17 protein-coding genes are annotated in these 19,483 nt (G+C 46.4%); 6 read left to right on the top strand and 11 right to left on the bottom strand.

Annotated features, from left to right (window positions below):
• The first annotated feature begins 82 nt into the window (after positions 1-82).
• Positions 83-3,421: a PAS domain-containing sensor histidine kinase gene (locus tag QUB64_RS06695; RefSeq protein WP_333267040.1), complete on the top strand. Its 3,339-nt coding sequence runs from the start codon at positions 83-85 to the stop codon at positions 3,419-3,421.
• A gap of 173 nt (positions 3,422-3,594) precedes the next feature.
• Here the strand turns inward: QUB64_RS06695 and QUB64_RS06690 are convergent, their stop codons facing one another.
• Entirely contained in the window at positions 3,595-3,909 is a 315-nt protein-coding gene (locus QUB64_RS06690; protein ID WP_333267381.1) for a transposase, read from the bottom strand.
• 792 nt (positions 3,910-4,701) lie between these two features.
• Between QUB64_RS06690 and QUB64_RS06685 the strand changes: the two genes are divergently transcribed.
• Complete coding sequence (locus QUB64_RS06685) at positions 4,702-7,911, top strand: EAL domain-containing protein (RefSeq protein ID WP_333267038.1); 3,210 nt, start codon at positions 4,702-4,704, stop codon at positions 7,909-7,911.
• 87 nt (positions 7,912-7,998) lie between these two features.
• Complete coding sequence (locus QUB64_RS06680; protein ID WP_333267036.1) at positions 7,999-9,588, top strand: glycoside hydrolase family 57 protein; 1,590 nt, start codon at positions 7,999-8,001, stop codon at positions 9,586-9,588.
• A 494-nt stretch (positions 9,589-10,082) separates the two neighbouring features.
• On the opposite strand, the gene QUB64_RS06675 is transcribed toward QUB64_RS06680, so the two are convergent.
• Together QUB64_RS06675 and QUB64_RS06670 are read right to left on the bottom strand one after the other, a co-directional pair.
• Positions 10,083-10,760 carry a PEP-CTERM sorting domain-containing protein gene (locus QUB64_RS06675; RefSeq protein WP_333267034.1) on the bottom strand — a complete coding sequence of 226 codons (678 nt, stop codon included), beginning with the start codon at positions 10,758-10,760 and terminating at the stop codon, positions 10,083-10,085.
• A gap of 68 nt (positions 10,761-10,828) precedes the next feature.
• The gene (locus tag QUB64_RS06670) at positions 10,829-11,854 is read right to left on the bottom strand and encodes a site-2 protease family protein (RefSeq protein ID WP_333267032.1); all 1,026 of its coding nucleotides are present in this window, start codon (positions 11,852-11,854) and stop codon (positions 10,829-10,831) included.
• Between the two features lie 1,040 nt (positions 11,855-12,894).
• Between QUB64_RS06670 and QUB64_RS06665 the strand changes: the two genes are divergently transcribed.
• The gene (locus tag QUB64_RS06665) at positions 12,895-16,227 is read left to right on the top strand and encodes a pesticin C-terminus-like muramidase (RefSeq protein WP_333267030.1); all 3,333 of its coding nucleotides are present in this window, start codon (positions 12,895-12,897) and stop codon (positions 16,225-16,227) included.
• A gap of 228 nt (positions 16,228-16,455) precedes the next feature.
• Positions 16,456-16,635 carry a hypothetical protein gene (locus tag QUB64_RS06660; protein ID WP_333267028.1) on the top strand — a complete coding sequence of 60 codons (180 nt, stop codon included), beginning with the start codon at positions 16,456-16,458 and terminating at the stop codon, positions 16,633-16,635.
• A 166-nt stretch (positions 16,636-16,801) separates the two neighbouring features.
• On the opposite strand, the gene QUB64_RS06655 is transcribed toward QUB64_RS06660, so the two are convergent.
• A complete protein-coding gene (locus QUB64_RS06655; protein ID WP_333267026.1) occupies positions 16,802-17,182 on the bottom strand; it encodes an endonuclease domain-containing protein in 381 nt (126 codons plus the stop codon).
• A gap of 58 nt (positions 17,183-17,240) precedes the next feature.
• Here QUB64_RS06655 and QUB64_RS06650 point away from each other — a divergent pair, with 58 nt between their 5' ends.
• Positions 17,241-17,387: a hypothetical protein gene (locus tag QUB64_RS06650; RefSeq protein WP_333267024.1), complete on the top strand. Its 147-nt coding sequence runs from the start codon at positions 17,241-17,243 to the stop codon at positions 17,385-17,387.
• Here QUB64_RS06650 and QUB64_RS06645 read toward each other — a convergent pair.
• The 7 genes from QUB64_RS06645 to QUB64_RS06615 form a co-directional block, all read right to left on the bottom strand.
• Positions 17,381-17,677: a DUF2442 domain-containing protein gene (locus QUB64_RS06645; protein WP_333267022.1), complete on the bottom strand. Its 297-nt coding sequence runs from the start codon at positions 17,675-17,677 to the stop codon at positions 17,381-17,383. The two genes, QUB64_RS06650 and QUB64_RS06645, sit on opposite strands and share 7 nt — an antisense overlap.
• A gap of 13 nt (positions 17,678-17,690) precedes the next feature.
• The gene (locus tag QUB64_RS06640) at positions 17,691-17,939 is read right to left on the bottom strand and encodes a DUF4160 domain-containing protein (RefSeq protein WP_333267020.1); all 249 of its coding nucleotides are present in this window, start codon (positions 17,937-17,939) and stop codon (positions 17,691-17,693) included.
• A gap of 189 nt (positions 17,940-18,128) precedes the next feature.
• On the bottom strand, positions 18,129-18,344 hold the full coding sequence (locus QUB64_RS06635) for a hypothetical protein (protein WP_333267019.1): 216 nt from the start codon (positions 18,342-18,344) through the stop codon (positions 18,129-18,131).
• Positions 18,341-18,685 (bottom strand): hypothetical protein, encoded by a 345-nt coding sequence (locus QUB64_RS06630; RefSeq protein WP_333267017.1) that lies wholly within the window; start codon positions 18,683-18,685, stop codon positions 18,341-18,343. Before QUB64_RS06630 ends, QUB64_RS06635 begins: the two co-directional genes overlap by 4 nt.
• A 188-nt stretch (positions 18,686-18,873) precedes the next feature.
• Positions 18,874-18,996 carry a hypothetical protein gene (locus QUB64_RS06625; RefSeq protein ID WP_333267015.1) on the bottom strand — a complete coding sequence of 41 codons (123 nt, stop codon included), beginning with the start codon at positions 18,994-18,996 and terminating at the stop codon, positions 18,874-18,876.
• A 16-nt stretch (positions 18,997-19,012) separates the two neighbouring features.
• Entirely contained in the window at positions 19,013-19,189 is a 177-nt protein-coding gene (locus QUB64_RS06620) for a hypothetical protein (protein WP_333267012.1), read from the bottom strand.
• Positions 19,179-19,433 carry a type II toxin-antitoxin system ParD family antitoxin gene (locus tag QUB64_RS06615; protein WP_333267010.1) on the bottom strand — a complete coding sequence of 85 codons (255 nt, stop codon included), beginning with the start codon at positions 19,431-19,433 and terminating at the stop codon, positions 19,179-19,181. The genes QUB64_RS06620 and QUB64_RS06615 overlap by 11 nt, the downstream gene beginning before the upstream one ends.
• Positions 19,434-19,483: the final 50 nt, after the last annotated feature.

The following is a 19,483-nucleotide window of genomic DNA, read 5'->3' as shown; positions in this document are numbered from 1 at the left end:
ATTTAACCAGAAAGTACATATTTTTAATTCTTAAAAATTAATTTTTAATTCTAAAAGTAACACTTGTCTAACTGTCAAAAATATGCCGGAAATTACAGTTGAAAGTGCCGCACTGTTTCAGAACAGCATCACTGAGCTAGAGCAGGCGGAATCAGCCCTCGAACTCGCTTGGAACGAACTCGAAAAACAAACAGCAGAAATCATCGATCAGATAGTCAAAGCAGGCTCCGCAAACGCACAGGAAATCAGCCAGCGCTTCGCAAACGCCAAACAACTGCGCCAGCAACTTCAAACCAAAATAAAACAAGCCAACTCGCGACAGGAATTTCACCTAGAAAACTCGCCAATGGCAGTTATAGAGTGGGACAGGGAATTTCGGGTAGTGCGGTGGTCGCCAATGGCAGAACAAATATTTGGCTGGAGTGCAGCAGAAGTAATCGGCAAATACTGGCACGAATGGTCAATAGTTCATGAATTCGACTTCGAGCAAGTGTGCGCCGTCACAAATCAACTCTTGCACGGCCAAGAATCCCGCAACGTTTGCCGCAACCGCAACTATACTAAAGATGGCTCGGTAATTCACTGCGAATGGTACAATTCTGCACTAATCGATGCAGAGGGCAAAGTAGTTTCAATTCTCTCTTTTGCCAGAGACATAACCGAACACCACCGTACTCAAGAAGAACTGCACCGGCGCGAACAGGCATTCAGGGCGAGCGCCGAAAATGCCACCGATATCATAGCGCGGTTCGATCGAGAACTGCGCTACCTTTACATCAACCAAGCAGTCGAAGCTGTTACCGGAAAACCCGCAGCACAATTTATCGGCAAAACTACCCAAGAATTGAGACTATCGCCGCACTTGTGCAACCAGTTAAACGCAGCCTTCCCCAAAGTTTTCGGCACAGGTAAACCAGAAACTATAGAATTTGACTATCCAACTCCCAGCGGCACAAAATATTACCACTGTCGAATTATTCCCGAATTTGCTGAGGACAATTCAGTAGAAACAGTTTTAGCGATCGCCCGCGACATCACAGAAATCAAACAAGTCGAAGCTCTGTTGCGCCAAAGCGAGGCTAAATTTAGGCGCCTCGTCGATTCTAACATCATCGGCATAGCATTTTGGAACATCAACGGCAACATTGCAGACGCTAATGATGCCTTTTTGAACACCGTAAAATATACGCGAGAAGACCTGATCTCAGGAAAAGTTAGCTGGAAAGAAATGACACCGCCCGAATACGGCAGCCAAGACAAAGAAACACTTGCAGAACTAGCAGCTACTAGCATAGCTACGCCCTATGAAAAAGAATACATCTGCTCGGACGGGAGTCGCGTTCCGGTGCTGCTCGGCGCTGCATTTTTAGAAGGAACGCAGGAATTTGGGGTAAGTTTTGTGCTAGACTTGACACACCGCAAACAAGCCCAATCGGAACTGCAAAAACATCAAGAATTTTTAGAAAGCATCATTAAAACCCTCCCCAACTTTTTGTATATTTACGACACAGAAGCACAGCAAAATATCTATGCAAATGCAGCAGTTACTGCCATGCTCGGCTACAGTCCTGAAGAATTGCAAGAGTTGGGTTCAGAAGCTATCTCTACCTTGGTTCACCCCGAGGATATGTCCACGTTAATTGCAGGTATGCAGCGGCTGGAAAACAGCACCAACCCCCACGAAATCCAGGAAATCGACTACAGGATCAAACACAAAAACGGGGAATGGCGCTGGGTTCACGATCGCTCGACAATCTTTAAAAGAACCCCAGAGGGACAAATAAAACAGATCATCGGTTCCGTACTCGACATCAGCGATGCCGTGGCAGCAGCTACGCAACGCAAACAAGCCGAATCAGCCTTAAAACAGCAAAAAGAAGTGCTGCAAACAATCTTCGACAACGTGCCGATCATGCTGTCATTCTTGGGTAATAGCGGTGAAATAGAGTGGGTAAATCGCTACTGGGAAAAAGTGCTGGGCTGGAGTTTTGCAGATATCAAAAACCACGATATCTTTACCGAATGTTATCCGCAGCCAGAATACCGCCAATACGTTATCGCTCAAATTAAAGCAGCAACTGAGAACTGGGAAGACTTCAAAACAACAGTTAGAGATGGTCGAATTCTGGACACTACTTGGGCAAATATTCGTCTCTCAGACGGCAGATGTATCGGCATCGGTCAAGATATTAGCGATCGCAAGCGAGCCGAGGCAGAACTCAAACAGCTCAACGAAACTTTAGAAGCTCAAGTCGCCCAGCGTACTGCCGAACTAGAGACTTTTTTTGATGCTTTGCCCGATCGCATTTTTGTGGTAGAACGCGAAGATATGCGCCAGCCTTTTGTCAATAAACCTTTGGCAACAATGGCAGGTTTCAACAGCAGAAAAGAAATGCAGGGCAAAACTGTGTATGAATGTTTTCCCCCTGAACTAGCCACAAAATTTGTGCAGGAAAACTTGCTGGTATTTGAATCAGGCGAAACTCTACACTTGCAGGAAAAATATGTTTTGTCCGAGCGCAAAACTACTTACTTCGATACTTTTAAAATTCCCCTGAGAAATCTCGCCGGCGAGGTTTATGCTTTAATTGGCACTTCTCGCGATATCACTGAGTTGGTTGAGACGAAACAAGCTTTGTCGCAACGCAGTGAGCAATTACAGGCTGCCAATCAAGAATTAGAATCTTTTTGCTATTCTGTTTCCCACGATCTCCGCGCTCCTTTGCGCCATATTTCAGGTTTTGTTAATGCTTTGAAACAGCGGTTAGAATCAACTGAGGCCTTGAACGATCATAAAATTGTTCACTACATGGAAGTAATTGAGGACAGCAGCCAAAAAATGAGCTTGTTGATTGACGGTTTGCTCGATCTTTCGCGGGTGGGCCGCACCGAGTTAACGCACATTCCGATCGATCTCACCCGTTTGGTGCAAACTGCGATTAAATTGACTAAACCCCGAACAGCCGGAGATCGGGGCCCAACTCCCGACAGCGTTGAATTTGCAGTCGGAAATTTGCCGGTGGTGACGGGAGATCCCACCTTGCTCCAACAGGTGTTTAGCAACTTGATTAGCAACGCCGTCAAGTTCAGTCGCGGACGCACTCCGGCTACAATAGTTATTGATTGCTTACCTGATGGAACGATTTTTGTCAAGGATAACGGCGTGGGTTTTCCTTCAGAATATGCCGATCGACTGTTTGGAGCATTTGTGAGACTGCACTCCCAGAGAGAATTTGAAGGTACGGGCATCGGTTTGGCGATCGTCGGGCGGATTATTCACCGCCACGGCGGCACGATTTGGGCAGAAAGTATACCTAGTCAAGGAGCCACGTTTTACTTTAAACTAGGGCAGATCATCTCAAACGTTCAGTTGACCTGGGACCTGGGACCTGGGACCTCGGAGGGCGACCTCTACCCTTAAGTCCGAGGATTGGAGTAATGAATCGTCTTCTTTTAATTTCTCCGGATCGGGCGGGCGGGCTTTAAACCGATTTTTTCTGGTAATCTAGATTCTTGACACTCTCGGGTCTAAAGACACCCTCGATTCTTGATTCGTAGAGGCAAATTGCTGATACAGGATTTATCCAGATACATTTAACCCGGTAATTCCTGGCAATCCAAGGTTACTGAGTATGGTAAGATTTGGAAATCGTCAAGAATTCCAGTCAAAGAGGTATCTCTCAAAGCTTTCCACAGGATATTAAAAGCGCCATTTAAGTCACGATCTAATTTGTGACCACAGTCGGGACAAGTAAAATGCTTGTTGCCTCCCAGTTTTTGGTGAATATGACCGCACTTTGAACAGGTCTTAGAAGTATATTCTTCTGTTACGTCTACTACAACACAACCGTATTTGGATGCTTGATGCTTCAACGTTTGCTTGAATTTATAATGGCTTAGTGTGACCATTGCTCTAGCTGTTTTCGTAGCCAGACGACGCTTACCCTTCTTGACCATTTAACGAGTCATGGCAGTTACTTGTGCTTTTTGACAGGCTACCAGACTTTGCAACTATATTCCAGGAATTAGTAGCAAATGGCTTACTTTGCGTAAGCAGCATCAGTAGAGGTCATCTCTGCACAAGCGTTCACCTCGACTTCGCGGGCGTGAGCGGAGCCGAACCGAAGTTCCGGTATGCCCTACCGTACTTGATTAATCTTCTCGATCTAGTTCAGTTTTTGTTCTAATGCGAGTTTTCCTAGACGGCAACACCTATCGGTGTGACGGGAGCAATCAACAATCCAGTTAAGTTTTTACGTTGTCTAGTTATACTCAATTTTCAACAACTTATGACGATCGTATCACACCTAGTACAAGACTCATGAGCACTCGCTCGACTGAGAGTCCTTTGAGACGTTCGGACTTCGACTACGCTCAGTCGAGCGAGGTAGCAGAGTGTAGCCGAAGTGTCGAGCCGTCGCTTTCATCGAGCGGACTAAAGTCACAGCTTTCCGCTGACCAGGTTTTCCCTGTAAGTTACCAGTATGGTAGTTTTAAATTCAGAATTTCCCACTATTATACACTTAAATAAGTTATAGTCGGTTCTGCCAGCCCTCGGTTGCACGTGCTAAATAAATGTCGTAACAGTATAATTAAATTTGCTAAAAATAACTAAAAATTCCGACGTTCAATTAAAACTCCATCTAAAAAATGCCAGTTAGGAACAACACAAACAACCAATTAAAGACTCCCAAATACCGTATGCTAGAGCGAAATCAGACCAACTATCTACTAAAAATGGTAGCAGAATCAACATTAAACTTGTTGATTGTCGAAGATATGGCAGAAGATATGGAATTAATAGCGCTCGCCTTAGAAGCGGGGGGAGTAAATTTTAAGTACGACACTGCCGAAACAGCAACAGAGTGCAGACAACTGCTCGAGAATTGCCAGTACGACGCTGTGCTGTCAGATTACCGCCTCCCAGGCTTCAACGGTTTAGAAGTGTTGAAATTAATGCAGGAATTAGGGCACAACATACCATTTATTTTAGTAACGGGAAGTTTGGGAGAAGAAGCGGCAGTTGAGTGCATCAAAGCCGGAATGACCGATTATGTATTAAAAGGGCGGCTGTTTAGGTTGCCAACAGTCTTAGAACGATCGCTCCAAGAATACAAAATGCGCCGCCAGCAACAATTCGCGATCGCCCAAATTCAGCGCCAAGCAAGTCGTGAGGCGATCGTTAACCGCATCGTCCAAGCCATGCGCTTCACCCTTGTACTCGACGAAGTGCTGCAAACCACCGCAGACCAACTGCACGAAGCTCTCGCAATCAGCGGCTGCGCGATCTTGCAGCCCGATACTGAAGGCGGCATCATCGTTCGCTACATCAGCTCATCCGCAGACAAACAAGGACTGATCGGGCTAAATTGCGAATTTTCAGAACACTACCGAACCTCCCTCGCGGCAGGAGAAACCCTCGTCATCGAAGAGTTATCGACTCTGTGCCCGTCCCTGCAAGCATCAGCAGAGTTTATAGGGTTCCGCGCCGTCACGATCGCACCGCTGCTCTACCAGCAGTCATTTTTGGGAGGAATTAGCATCTACCAGTGCGATCGCGATCGCTCTTGGAGCGCCGAAGAACTGTCGCTACTCAAAGCGATCGCGGATCAATGCGCGATCGCGATCCACCAAGCCGAACTCTACCAACAAGCCCAAACCGAACTCGCAGAACGCAAGCGCGCCGAAGCAGAAGTGCGCGGCATCCAGCAGCAGCTAGCCACAATGGCAGCCAACATTCCCGGCTCAGTCTACCGCGCCGTGCTGCATCCAGACGGCACCACCTCCATGCCCTACATCAGTCCGGGCGTGCGCGAAGTTACAGGGATCGCACCAGAAGAAGTAATGGCGCGCCCCCAACAGTTGACCGAAATCATCCATCCAGACGACAAAAGCTCGTTTGACAGCAGCGTAGCAGCATCGAGTGCCAGTCTGTTGCCCTGCGATCGCCAGTACCGGATCGTTCTCAACTCTGGGGAGGTCAAGTGGGTGCAAGACAGCGCCAGATTTTCCAAAAACGAAAACGGCGACATAATTGTAGACGGAGTAGCCCTTGACATCAGCGGACGCAAACAGGCAGAATCAGCCCTCAGACAAAGCGAACAGCGATTTCGCTCGCTGATTGAAAACGCCACAGACATCACGATCATTCTCGACGGCGAGGGCATATTCCGCTACATCAGCCCTTCCGTCAAGCGAATTTTAGGATACGCGCCCCACCAGACGATCGGGCGCAGCGCCCTAGGGACAGTTCACCCCGACGACTGCGCGGCGATCGCCCAAACCCTCCACAAAACCATTGAAAACCCCAAAAGAAGCCAGTCCCCAGTTGAGTACCGAGTCCGCCACCGCAACGGTTCCTGGTGTTATGTAGAAGCAGTAGCCACCAACTTACTGCACGATCCCGCAGTCAAAGGCATCGTGATCAACTGTCACGACATCACTCAGCGCAAACTCGCCGAGGAACAACTGCTGCACGACGCTTTTCACGATGCCCTCACCGGATTGCCCAACCGATCGCTATTTACCGATCGGCTGGAACACGCTCTGAGGCTGGCAAAACGGCGCAAAGACTACTTGTTTGCCGTCCTGTTTCTCGATTTAGATCGATTTAAAGTAGTCAACGATTCTCTCGGCCACGCGATCGGCGATCAACTGCTAGTTGCGATCGCGCGGCGTCTGGAAACTTGTCTGAGGGCCGGAGATACAGTCGCCCGCCTCGGAGGAGACGAGTTCGTGCTGTTGCTCGAAGACATCGGCGGCGTCAACGAAGCTACCAACATTGTCAACCGCCTGCAAAAGAAAATTACCTCCCCCATCCTGCTAGACGGACACGAAGTATTTATCACCGCCAGCATCGGCATTGCTTTGAGTTCTGGCGAATACCTGGAACCGACCAGCCTGCTGCGCGATGCCGACACAGCCATGTACCGCGCCAAAGAACTCGGTAGAGATCGACACGAAGTTTTTAACAGTTCCATGCACGCCCATGCTTTGAAGCTGTTGCAGCTAGAAAACGACCTGCGGCGGGCGATCGAATCTATTAGAGACCCAGCCAGAGAAGAAGACTCTCCCCAATCAGCCCCATCAGCCTTACCTCCCTTATCCCCAACACCCCAGTTTATCATTCACTACCAACCGATTATGTCGATCGCCAATAACATAATTATCGGTTTTGAGGCTCTTGTGCGGTGGCAGCATCCAGAACGAGGCTTAGTTTCGCCCAACGAATTTATTCCCATAGCCGAAGAAACCGGATTGATCGTACCGCTGGGCCGCTGGGTACTGCGCACAGCTTGCCAGCAAATCCGCCAGTGGCAGCAGCTAGTTCAAAACAACTCGCCCTTGAGCGTCAGCGTCAACCTGTCAGTCAAACAGTTTTCTCAGCCAGATTTAATCGAATATATCGATCGAGTTCTCGAAGAAAGTCACCTCGACGGCAGCAGTTTAAAACTAGAAATTACCGAAAGCGTACTCATAGAAAATTCCGAATCAGTAACAGCAATGCTGGTACAGCTAAGAGCCCGAAACATACACTTGTGCATCGACGACTTCGGCACCGGCTATTCATCCCTCTCCTACCTGCACCGCTTCCCCACCAATACCTTAAAAATAGACCGCTCTTTTGTCAGCAGGATGGGAGGCGACTTCGACCTCGGCAAAGGAGGCATCGACCCCACAGAAATTGTGCGATCGATCGTTAGTTTGTCGCACAATTTAGGCATGGACGTAGTAGCCGAAGGAGTCGAAGAAGCCTCGCAACTATCGATACTCAAAGGATTAAAATGCGAGTTCGCCCAGGGATTCTTTTTCTCAAAGCCAGTAGACTCTCAAACAGCAGCAGCCCTAATCCGACAGCAAGCAGAAAATCAGAATTTGCTCGCATTTAGTCTGTTAGAGAAAAGCAGTTAAAAAAACACTGCACTTTGTGCGTCCCGTTTCAGCATAAAATCTTAAAATATTTTAAAGCTGTCCCTAACTGGCGTCATCCAAATCATTATGGCTATTGGCTACCTTGCCCTCGTTCTCCACGCCCACCTGCCGTTTGTCCGACACCCCGAAAGCGACTACGTTCTAGAAGAAGAATGGCTGTTTGAGGCGATCGCCGAAACCTACATTCCCCTGCTGCAAGTCTTTGAAGGGCTAAAACGCGACGGCATCGACTTTAAGATTACCATGAGCATGACACCGCCATTGGTGGCAATGCTGCGCGACCCCTTGCTGCAAGACCGTTTCGACGACCACTTAGCCAAACTCGAAGAACTAGCGGATCTCGAAATCGAACACAACAGCGGCAACGGTCACCTCCGCTACTTAGGCGAACACTACGCCGCCCACTTCTCCCAAGTCCGTAATTATTGGGAAAAGTTCGATCGAGATTTAGTCAAAGCCTTCAAACAATTCCAAGATAGTAACAACCTCGAAATCATCACCTGCGGGGCCACCCACGGCTACCTACCGCTGATGAAAATGTACCCCGAAGCAGTTTGGGCGCAAATACAAGTAGCCTGCGAAAGCTACGAACAAAACTTCGGCCGCCGCCCAAAAGGCATTTGGCTGCCCGAATGCGCCTACTACGAAGGCTTAGAAAGGATGTTAGCCGACGCCGGCCTCCGCTACTTCCTCACAGACGGCCACGGCATCCTCTACGCCCGCCCGCGCCCCCGCTACGGTAGCTACGCCCCAATTTTCACCGAATGCGGAGTAGCAGCATTTGGTCGGGATCACGAATCATCGCAGCAAGTTTGGTCATCCGAAGTCGGTTATCCGGGCGCCGCCGAATACCGGGAATTCTACAAAGATTTGGGTTGGGAAGCCGAATACGACTACATCAAACCCTACATCATGCCCAACGGCCAGCGCAAAAACACCGGGATTAAATATCACAAAATCACCGGTCGCGGATTGGGTTTAGGCGACAAACAGTTATACGATCCGTACTGGGCGCGGGAAAAAGCAGCCGAACACGCCAGCAACTTCGCCTTCAACCGCGAACGCCAAGTCGAACACCTCAACGGCATCATGCAGCGTCCGCCAATTATTGTATCGCCTTACGACGCCGAACTTTTCGGTCACTGGTGGTACGAAGGGCCTTGGTTCTTAGATTACTTATTCCGCAAGAGTTGGTACGACCAAAATACCTACGAAATGACGCACTTAGCCGATTATTTGCGAGAAAATCGGACTCAGCAAGTGTGCCGTCCTTCCCAGTCTAGCTGGGGTTTCCGGGGTTTCCACGAGTATTGGTTGAACGATACCAATGCTTGGATTTATCCGCATTTACACAAGGCTGCGGAAAGGATGATTGAGTTGGGAAACATGGAAGCAGAGGATGAGTTGCAGTTGCGGGCTTTGAACCAAGCTGCGCGGGAAGTGCTGTTAGCTCAATCGTCTGACTGGGCGTTTATCATGCGTACAGGGACGATGGTGCCCTATGCGGTGCGGCGGACGCGATCGCACTTAATGCGCTTCCACAAGCTGTACGATGAAGTCAAAGAAGGCAAAGTCGATTCCGGCTGGTTGGAGAAGGTTCAGGAGATAGACAACATCTTCCCTGAGATAAATTATCGCGTTTATCGATCGCTTTAAGCAAAATTCGAGCCAATTCCCGACAGTTTAAAACCCAATACGCTTGGGTTAAAGCCGATCCCCCCTAGCCCCCCTTAATAAGGGGGGAACAAGAAATTCCTCTTGCGTCCCCCTTTTTTAGGGGGATGCGAGGGGGATCTCCGGGGAACAAACAGTAGTCGTAGGGTGCGTCGCCCCCAACAATATGTGGAACAAATCGAAGCATATAATAGCGACGCACCATCCCAGGAGTGGTTCAACTAATATCATTTCGCAGTCGTAGGGTGCGTCGCCCCCAACAATATGTGGAACAAATCGAAGCATATAGTAGCGACGCACCATCCCAGGAGTGGTTCAACTAATATCATTTCTCTCAATTCTTGCTACAAAAAAAGAAGTGTTGGGTGTGTTTACTCAACTATTTGTCAGGGTCAGGTGCGGATCTGTGAGATTGTCGATTTTTATTGAGGATTTTCGATGTATCCGCACCCTACGGCTTCTGACTACGAACCAAATTACACCTTTTTTATCCGTCTTCTCTTCCACAATAAACCCATTCCAGCCGCCACAACCCTACCAGCCACCGTCATCGGTTCCGGCACAGCTTCAAACTCATAAGTTACACTAGCAGCAATATCCGCCGACACCTTACCGCCAAAACTACCTCTCGCCGGACTCCCCAGAATTTGAGTTAAACCAGTTGTCGCCACACCAGCAGTAAAAGTATCACCATCACAGCCAGTTAAAGCACTCAAAAACTTCGGCAAATCATAACTCTTCGACACACTACCAGAAGCCGAACCGCTAACACTTCCCGTACCACCATTAGCAATCTTCGTTTCCGGCGGACTCGCCAACACACTCAAAGTCAAATTCGGGTCAGTTTTCAACAGCGGAATATTCACAGCAATATTAGCATTAGTCGCAGCCGTCCCCGTAAAATCTCCAGTCAAAGGAGTAATGCTCACACTATTATTAACAGTAGACTTAACAGTAACATAAGCCCTCAACAGAGTACCCAACAGCGAATTAAACTTCGGCAAAACCACATTCGTACTGCTATTTAACGGCTGCGAATCCAGATTCACAGTATAAGTTTGACTCAGAGTAGCAGCTTGTACAGAAAAACATTGACTCAACACCGCAAAACTCAAACTGCCGCCAACAATTCCCAACTTTTGACAAACATTCATATCAGTAAACCCCCTAACTAAAAAAATCAAACAGTATTTCATCCGCGTTAATCCGCGTTCATCTGCGGTTAAAAAATCCAAACCCGCAAAACCCAATTTCCCATCAAAGACATTAAATAACTCAAAGCAAAAACAGTATAAACGATACTCAAAGGCGCATAAGCCGCCAAAACTAATCTCTCACTGGGTTCAGCCTCAATCTCCTCCCTCCGCAACAAATCAATATAAAAATCAAACGATTTTTGACGCAAATTGTTAATTCCAGTGCCAGCGACCAACAAATAATAACCGTCAAATCGGTTGAGAGGATTCAAATTAATTGCAACAGTCAGCAACGCCGCCAACATCAACAAATAACTAACTTGATGACAGACAGAATTCGACTGAGAAAACAGCCAAATCCAAACAGCACAAGCCCAAATTGTTACTTGCATCAAAACTCCCGCCGCCACGACTACAACTCGCTGTTTCCGCTTGACAAAACTGTATTGGTCGCTAGTATCTGTATAACATCCGGGGATGAAACACATAAACAGCAATCCAATTTCTTTAACAACGCCGCCGTAGTGTTTGAGCGTGAAAGCGTGACCGAGTTCGTGCAAAGATATTACCAGGATTGTCAGCAAGATAAATGTGATAATAGTCTCAATTTTCCCGGCTGTCCATAACTGCTGGTGCGAGACAACAACTTCCGCTGAGGAACCAAACCACGCTGCGGCGGAAGATGCGATGAAAGCGCACAGAAAAAAGCCAAACTCCCACGTCCAAATCCAGCGCAGTTTGTCGATGTGCTGCGACAACCAGACATCGGGATTGATTAGGGGAATTGTGAAAGATAGGATGTTGAATTTGGCTTTCGGGGCTTTTGTTCCTTCTAGCATTCCCGTTTGTGCTAAGCTTCTCAATAGATTTTGCACATCTTCTAAATCGATGTCATATTCAGCGAGAGTGTTAGTTACGGGTTGTTTGCTTAGTTGCAAGATTACCTGTTTGTCCAAGTCGTCAACTTCCATGAAAGTCATGTCTTCGGGATTGCGAAGTATCCAATGACCGTCTGGATGAGCTATCCACTGCACCGCTGATTTGAGTTCCATAGCAGATTGTTACTTTGGCTGACCAAGTGCGATCGACTAAATAAAAATTATGACTTTGTAGTCTGAAATATCGCCCCTAGCACGTGTTTTCAATTTTCACCATCAAATTCATATCCCCTCGCATCCTCCTTAAGTAGGAGATTTTGAAGAAGCTCTTTCTCCCCCCTTAAAAAGGGGGGAAGCTCTTTCTCCCCCCTTTTTAAGGGGGGCTGGGGGGGATCTTAGGGTTTGAAAACACGCGCTAGGGTGTGTTTTCAAATTGCCCTTTCCCCCTCAAATTCAGATCCCCCTCGCATCCCCCTTAAGAAGGGGGACTTTGACGAGGACGACGACGGCTTTTGTTATCCCCTTTTTTAAGAGAAGAAAGTTCGATCGCCCTAAATTTTCCTGAAAACGTCAAGTTTCCAAGCACTGCTTGCCCCTGTTTCAAGGAAGCAGGGAAATGAAAGAGTAGTTTTTGAAGAAGCTTTAGTGATATTTACTAAGGCTTTAGACCTTATTCCAAATTTCACCTCTGCGTTCATATTATCAGAAATCAGAAAAAAAGCAAGTGCAAGTTTTAACTATTTTCGGAGTGTAGCGCTGGCGGCCGGAAACCGGGTCTCTTGATTAACTTCCTAGACGCATCAATACCAAAGAAACCGGGTTTTTCATCGATATTAAAGGCTACAATCCCATATTTTCGTAAAAACCCGGTTTCGGAGTCAGCCCTAATTAAGTTACCAGAACAACTTTACACAAACTTTATAATCAAAAGAGGGTTTTTGATGTAGGATAATCGTGAAGAAGCAAAAAAAACCTAAAAATTAAGCATTGACAAAGTATTGGCTCGATCGCCAGCCAGACCGTTAGCAAAGCGCGGCAGATGTGAAAGGATCGCCAATACGTAAAATTTGTTAAGTTTGCGTAATTTTTCAAACAAACAGAATTTTTCCGAGTATTACTTACAGATTTTTGTCAAGTAAGGATTTTGGTTGAATGCTGGAGGCATTTGAGCGAGTCCGCGCGATGGAATTCATATTAATCAGGGTGCAAAAATTATGGGTTGGCTAAATTTTGGTGGCAAAAAACGCAAACAGGCTACAGGTTTTGGGAATTCACCGAAACGCAAAGGCCGCAAAAAATCCCGCAGTCATGTGTTGGAAAGAATTGTGACTCCGAGTGCGGGTGTTGGGGGATGGTTGGATGATTTCGATCCGCTGCATCAGTTATTGGGTTCTTTGTCGCTACCAGATTTACATTTACCTAATTTTCTGGCCGATAGCGGTGTTTGTCCGATCGCACCTCCTGGATCGCCAATAAACAATTTACCGCCGCTGATTGATTTTGACCCGCTGGGTCTGTACCATGATGGGATTGCCACTCAATCACCTTACAATCCGGGCGGTGCGTTTGAGACTTTGCCGATCGCTCTAATTCCGATCGATCCGGGTTCGCCGAATCCGAAAGATCCGAATGCAATTCGGCAATTGCTAAATTTTCCGTTAGCTTCTCAGCCGTTGGTGGGGACAATTGATACTGGCGTAAATGCGAACAGTCCCTATTTTAATTACGCGAATATCAAGCAGGGCCGCGATTATGTGGGCGGGGATGATAATCCGTTGTTGAAGGCTGGAGAAGGCAGCGAGCACGGTACTTTTATGTTGGGGATTATTGACGCAATCAACAAGACTGCGCCGAAATGGGTGTCCAGGGCGATCGACTCTGGGAGATGGGCGGATTCTTTGGTAGAGTTTGTGGATGCTGCGAAGGCTTCGGGACAGAAAAATGCGATCGCCAATCTCAGCTTAGATTTGACTCAAAAGAATCCCGACGGAAGCGTGACGACGCGCTATGAGTTGACGCCGCAAGAAAGAAGTGCGATCGAATATGCGCGTCAAAATGGAGTTTTGCTGGTAGCTGCGGCGGGTAATGATGGCGGCGTGATGTCGGTTCTGGGTCAAGCTTCTCAGGAGTTTGATAATATTATTACGGTTGGTGCTGGGGATATTAACGGGCGATCGATCTATTCTAGTTTTGGTCGTGGATTGGATATTGTGGCTGATGGCGGCACGACTGAACACCCTGGTTTATCGACTGTGGGAAATGATTTGGGGACGATGGCGGGGACTTCGGTAGCGACGGCTAAGGTTACGGGTGCGATTTCTTTGGTTTGGGCGGCGAATCCTGGGTTGAGTTACCGTCAGGTGATTGAGATTTTGAAGTCTACGGCGAGGGATGTAGGGAACTTCGGATGGGATGATGAGACGGGTTTTGGGTTTTTGAATACGTTGGCTGCGGTGGATTTGGCGAAGAAGACTGCGCCGGAACAATATGATGAGCCGGCTACCATTGTTCCTGAAACTTGGAGTGGCGAAGGAAAGGTAACGCCTGGGGAACGCGCGGTTGGTGTACCCCTGTGGCCAAATATCGAAGCAGCAAACTTTTCTGGTTCGGTAATGGCAACGATTGGTGCAAATGTGCGATCGGGGCCTAGAACTAGCTTTGGGATAGTCGGCACATATAACTATAATACTACTCTTCAATTTAGCGGTTGGACTTATGGAGAGCGCATTTCTGACGTTCTACTAGGAACGCCCGATGAGCGGTGGTATCGGATCGCGGGCACGAATAACTGGATAGCGAGCGCACTTATTAACGGGAATGCGCCCGGTTCTACTCCGCTACCACCTATACAAACTCCAACTCCAACTCCAACTCCGACACCAACTCCAACTCCGACACCAACTCCAACTCCGACACCAACTCCAACTCCGACACCAACTCCAACTCCAACTCCAACTCCAACTCCAACTCTAATACCGCAAGTTCCAATTAACTCTAATTCAGCTAACTACCGTAATGGATTAGTCAACCCGTTTGCTTACAACTGGCAGGGGCAATGCACTTGGTATGCTTACGGAAGGATGCTGGAAACTGGCTTGCTACCTGCTGCTATCAAGAATAATGCTCTGTTTCGGGGCAATGCTGGGGCGTGGAGGAACGATGCTCTAAAGGTAGGTTTGCCAGTTACTTCTACACCAACTGCTGGGACGCGAGGACTGGTAGTTTGGCCACCTAATACTAAAGGGGCAGGAAGTGTCGGTCACGTTGCATTTTTGGAAGAAGTTTATCCTGATGGACGGGTTCGGATTAGTGAGGCAAATTGGCCGACTGGTAGCGGGATTAAGGAACGAATTCTGACACCAGCGCAATATGCTGGTGTGTCATTTGTGCGACTGGAAAATGCTCAGACAAATTCCTATAATGCACCTCCTGCAACACCTGGAAAGCAGCGGCAGTACATTGTGCGATCGGGCGATACTCTATCAGGCATTGCAAAACGTGAACTAGGGGATGCTAACCGCTGGCGTGAAATTCAAAAAGTCGGTGGCGGTACATTTACGGAAGCTGAAGCGCTTAATTTGCAGGTAGGACAGTCGGTTTATTTACCTGTAGGTTATCAGACTGGTACTGGTACACCTGTTACCGTTACTTCAGCACCGAAGACTATGCCGAGTCTAATTCGCACTGGAGGGATGTCGCTAGAAGACCTCAAACAGAAAATTCAGACTCTTCAGAATGACATAATAAAAATTTCGGATCAAATTAAAGCTAAAGAAACAACAGCAAAGACAAAAGAAGATAACGCAAAGAGCAAAGAATGGTGGCTCTGGTTCCCTGGAATTCAAGCTGAATACGATAAATTAAAAAAGGAAGCTAGTGAAATACGAGGCGAAATATCTACACTTGAAACGGAGAAAAAGAGTAAGGAAAAAGAGCGATCTCAGACCATTCAGGACTTAGAAAGACAGGAAAAGCTTATCAATGATTATAGGATAGACTGGGACTTCATCTCAGCGCGAGAGGGAGGTAGTCGCACACAAGGATATATACCAGAACTCGGTAAATCTAGCAGTGGTGTAACTATAGCAACCGGCTTCGATTTAGGTCAAGAGGACAAAATGGGTCTGAAAAAATTGGGGTTGTCTGATGTTCTAATCACGAAATTAGAACCTTACCTTCTTCTTAAACAAGGGGAGGCTGATAAAATTCTCAAAAAACAGCCACTAACTATCAGTGATAATGAAGCAAAAGAGATAGATAAATTGGTTAAAAAACAAAAAACCGAAGACGTGGAAAGAGCCTATAATAATAATTCTCAGGTCAAATTTAAGGAATTGCCACCAGAAGCGCAAACAGTAATAGCATCGGTTTGGTATCAATGGGGAGATTTGAGTACAGAAAAAGTTGGTCCAAAACGTAAAGAGTTTTGGAAATTTGTAACACAACAGAAGTGGTCAGAAGCAGTCAATACTTTGCGAACTTTTGGAGATGACTACCCAAGCCGACGCGGACTAGAAGCTGACTATCTAGAAAAAATTCCCAAATAAAGCAAACGCAATTTGGTCAATGATACATGGGCAGAGAGAGAGTTTTTGTGTAATCCTTGGAAATAAAACTTGATCTTTTTGAGGAAGGGAGAGTAAAAGTGAGCGCTTTTTTGAGAAATTTTTGGGGAGAGGCGCGATGTTTTTAGCATCGAAAGGTCGAGATCCCTTTACGACTTTTTCATGGGCGGCGGGCGATCGCTCTTTTTGACATCGAAAGGTCGAGAGCCCTTGACAACTTTTTCACGGGCGACGGGCGATCGCTCTTTTTGCATCCAAAGGTCGAGAGCCCTTGACGACTTTTTCACACGCGACGGGCGATCGCTCTTTTTGGTATCGAAAGATCGAGATCCTTTTACGACTTCTTCTCAGGGAAGGTCGATCGCTCTTTTAGCATGGAAAGGTCGATAGCTTTTTTTACGAATCGCGCGATCGATATTGAGTCAACTTTTCCATAGTACAATGGAATTATGCCGCCTAATATTTTATCCGATCGCCCCGATCGCATCCAGCAACCCATTCAACTCTCCTCCCTCATGTCCCCCCCTTCTTAAGGGGGGCTAGGGGGGATCTAGCCTCAACAATCACCCTCAATCAAACCCAACAACTCCCCACAAACTCCCTCACAACTCTGCAACACCTCAACATTCGTAAACCTGACAACCTTCAATCCATACCCCTCTAAAATCCCGGTTCTTTCTGCATCATATAGTTTCCCTTGTTCCGTAAAATGACTCTCCCCATCAATCTCAATTACTAACAGTAAAGCCGCACAATAAAAATCTACAATAAAATTGTCTATCGGTCGCTGTCTCAAAACTCGAAAAGGGAAATTTCTCAGAAAATCCTGCCAAAGTTTCTTCTCCGCTGGAGTTGGATTTTTCCGAAGTTCCTTGGCGATGGGGATGAGTTTTGGGTTGTAGGGTAGGTGGAAGTTGGAGTCGTTTAATTTGGGCATAATCGCTTCTAATCTTGGCCTGATCCCCCCTAACCCCCCTTAAGAAGGGGGGGACTGGATGTTATTTGAGATTATAGGTGAAGAGGGGATTATTTTGGAATGGAGAGCGATCGCCCGTTACAACTTTTTCACACGCGACGGGCGATCGCTCTTTTTGCATCGAAAGGTCGATCGCCCAGCAGTATCAGGCATTGTTTCTCAGTGAGCAACACGATGTATAGATTCAATGTATCGCTCAATTTCCTCATCCGTCAAACCAATTCCATTCTGCCAAAGTTCATACTCACTAATATCGATGTCCTCATTCCAAACCAGTCCATAACCACCAGGTTCAATTCTAAAATTTCTGAAAAACCCAGGATTGCGTAAGGCTGCAAACATCGGATTGTCTAATAATTTAGAAATGTTGTATTTCCTGATTTCAAGATTGGTAAACTTAACCATCAAGGTTTTATCGTCAATAGCTTTAGCAGAAACAATGCGCTCGGGTTTCATAAAAAAATCAAATTTATTTTAATGGTGGAAGTTTACTAAATTCTTGGCTGTTCCACATATCCAGCAGTTCTTTTTGATACAATGCAGCCCATTCTAATACCAGCTTTTCGGCCCGATTCGGTAAATCTCCTTCGATAATCTCTAAAGATTCAATGCCGATTAAAGCATTGTACTCACCGTAAACTGCATGAAAATGAGGAGGTGGGTGATCCCCAAAGAAAATTTTGATGATAATTCCGTAAAATCGTGCAACTTCTGGCATAAAGCTTCTTTAAACGACGATACGAGGATTATTGTAGCCGAACTCGCGGGCACAATCACATTTTAGAGCGGATTTTCAGCGATCGCTCTTTTTGGCATCGAAAGGTCGATCGCCCGTTACGACTTTTTCTCAGGGAAGGGCGATCGCTCTTTTGACATGAAAGGTCGATCGCCATTTCCCCACAATCTATTATCTAGTTGACTGCAAAAAACTTGACTCTGCTTCAGCATCCTTAATCGCCTGCCTCAAGCGTACCAAACGCTTTTGCCTGTTATTATTTTCTAACTGCATCGTGATATCTTCTAATTCCAGCGTAGCTGTTTCCATCGCTAAACGACTGTGGCGCAAAGAGGCCAATAATCTCTTAGCTGTTTCTGGATCTGGAATGTGGGGTTGGCTAGTCATGGCAAGTTCCACTCCGTTTTCACTTCTTGAATACTCCGTTCCATTGCGGGAATTTCCCTTTGGATGCGTTCAATAGATTGGTTTACTAAGTTTAGCATATCAGCCGGAATCGCGGGTTGAGACTCAGCTATGCGTAATTGAAAATTAGACAACCGCGAAAACCAAGGTGCAGCACGTTCAGCCACGCTTTTGAGTTCATCCAAAAATGGGATTGTGTCACTGGTTTCTCCAAATAGTTCAAACAAGGTCAATTCTGCTGTTGTTGCGGCATCAATAATATCTAGTAACTGACGTTTTAAGTTCCAGATGATTTCCGCAAGTTCATTTTGAAATTTTGCCATATTTGCACATTCCTCATAGCTGCTTAATCATTGTAAATCTAATTGTGATTCACTTTTGATTTAATTTACCTTTAACGAAAGGTCGAGAGCCGTTGACTGTTGTTTTCCAGAAAGGGCGATCGCTACCAATTAATTACAGTTAAACTTGTTACCTTAGCAAACTCTCTATCGGCAGTCACCAAATTTGCTTAATTTTGGATTGCCATTGCCGCAATAACCGCATCCGGTAGTTTCAAGCGATATTGCTGGCGAATTTCAATAATTTTCTCTATCAAAACAGCATCAATCGCCGCTAAACCAAGAACCTCCACTCGTTGCAGAAACTGCTCAAAAATCTGACGGACGATCGTCTTGAGTTAGCCCAGGAAATACCAAAAACTCTATTTGGCTAATAACTGAAACTCCCAGCCACTCAGCATCTTTAAGTAATTCTCTGAGTTGAATATTTCCTTGAAGCAGAGCCACGATAGCATTTGTATCTAACACATAGCGATTACCACTCATCGCGTAGATTCCTCTGCATTGTTACCGCATCTCCTTGCCAAGTTAATCGTCCCACCAAATCTGAAAAATCATAACTTGATTTCTGCTTTACGTCTGACAAAATCGGATTCAAAACTACTAAAATTTCCCGTTCTTTTAGCAATCGTAACGCAGCCAGTATTACTTCTGAAGCCGATGAGTACCTACCGTTTTCGACTGTTGACTGAACAAATTGTTCTAGTTCAGGAGTTAAGGATATATTCATAATGTTGAGTCACCTATTTGAGTCAACTAAGATTTCCATAATAACACAAA

It is taken from the genome of Microcoleus sp. Aus8_D2, from assembly GCF_036702665.1.
Taxonomy (GTDB): Bacteria; Cyanobacteriota; Cyanobacteriia; order Cyanobacteriales; family Microcoleaceae; genus Microcoleus.
Note: the sequence above shows the minus strand (reverse complement) of the source record. Positions and strands in the feature narration are given on the sequence as shown.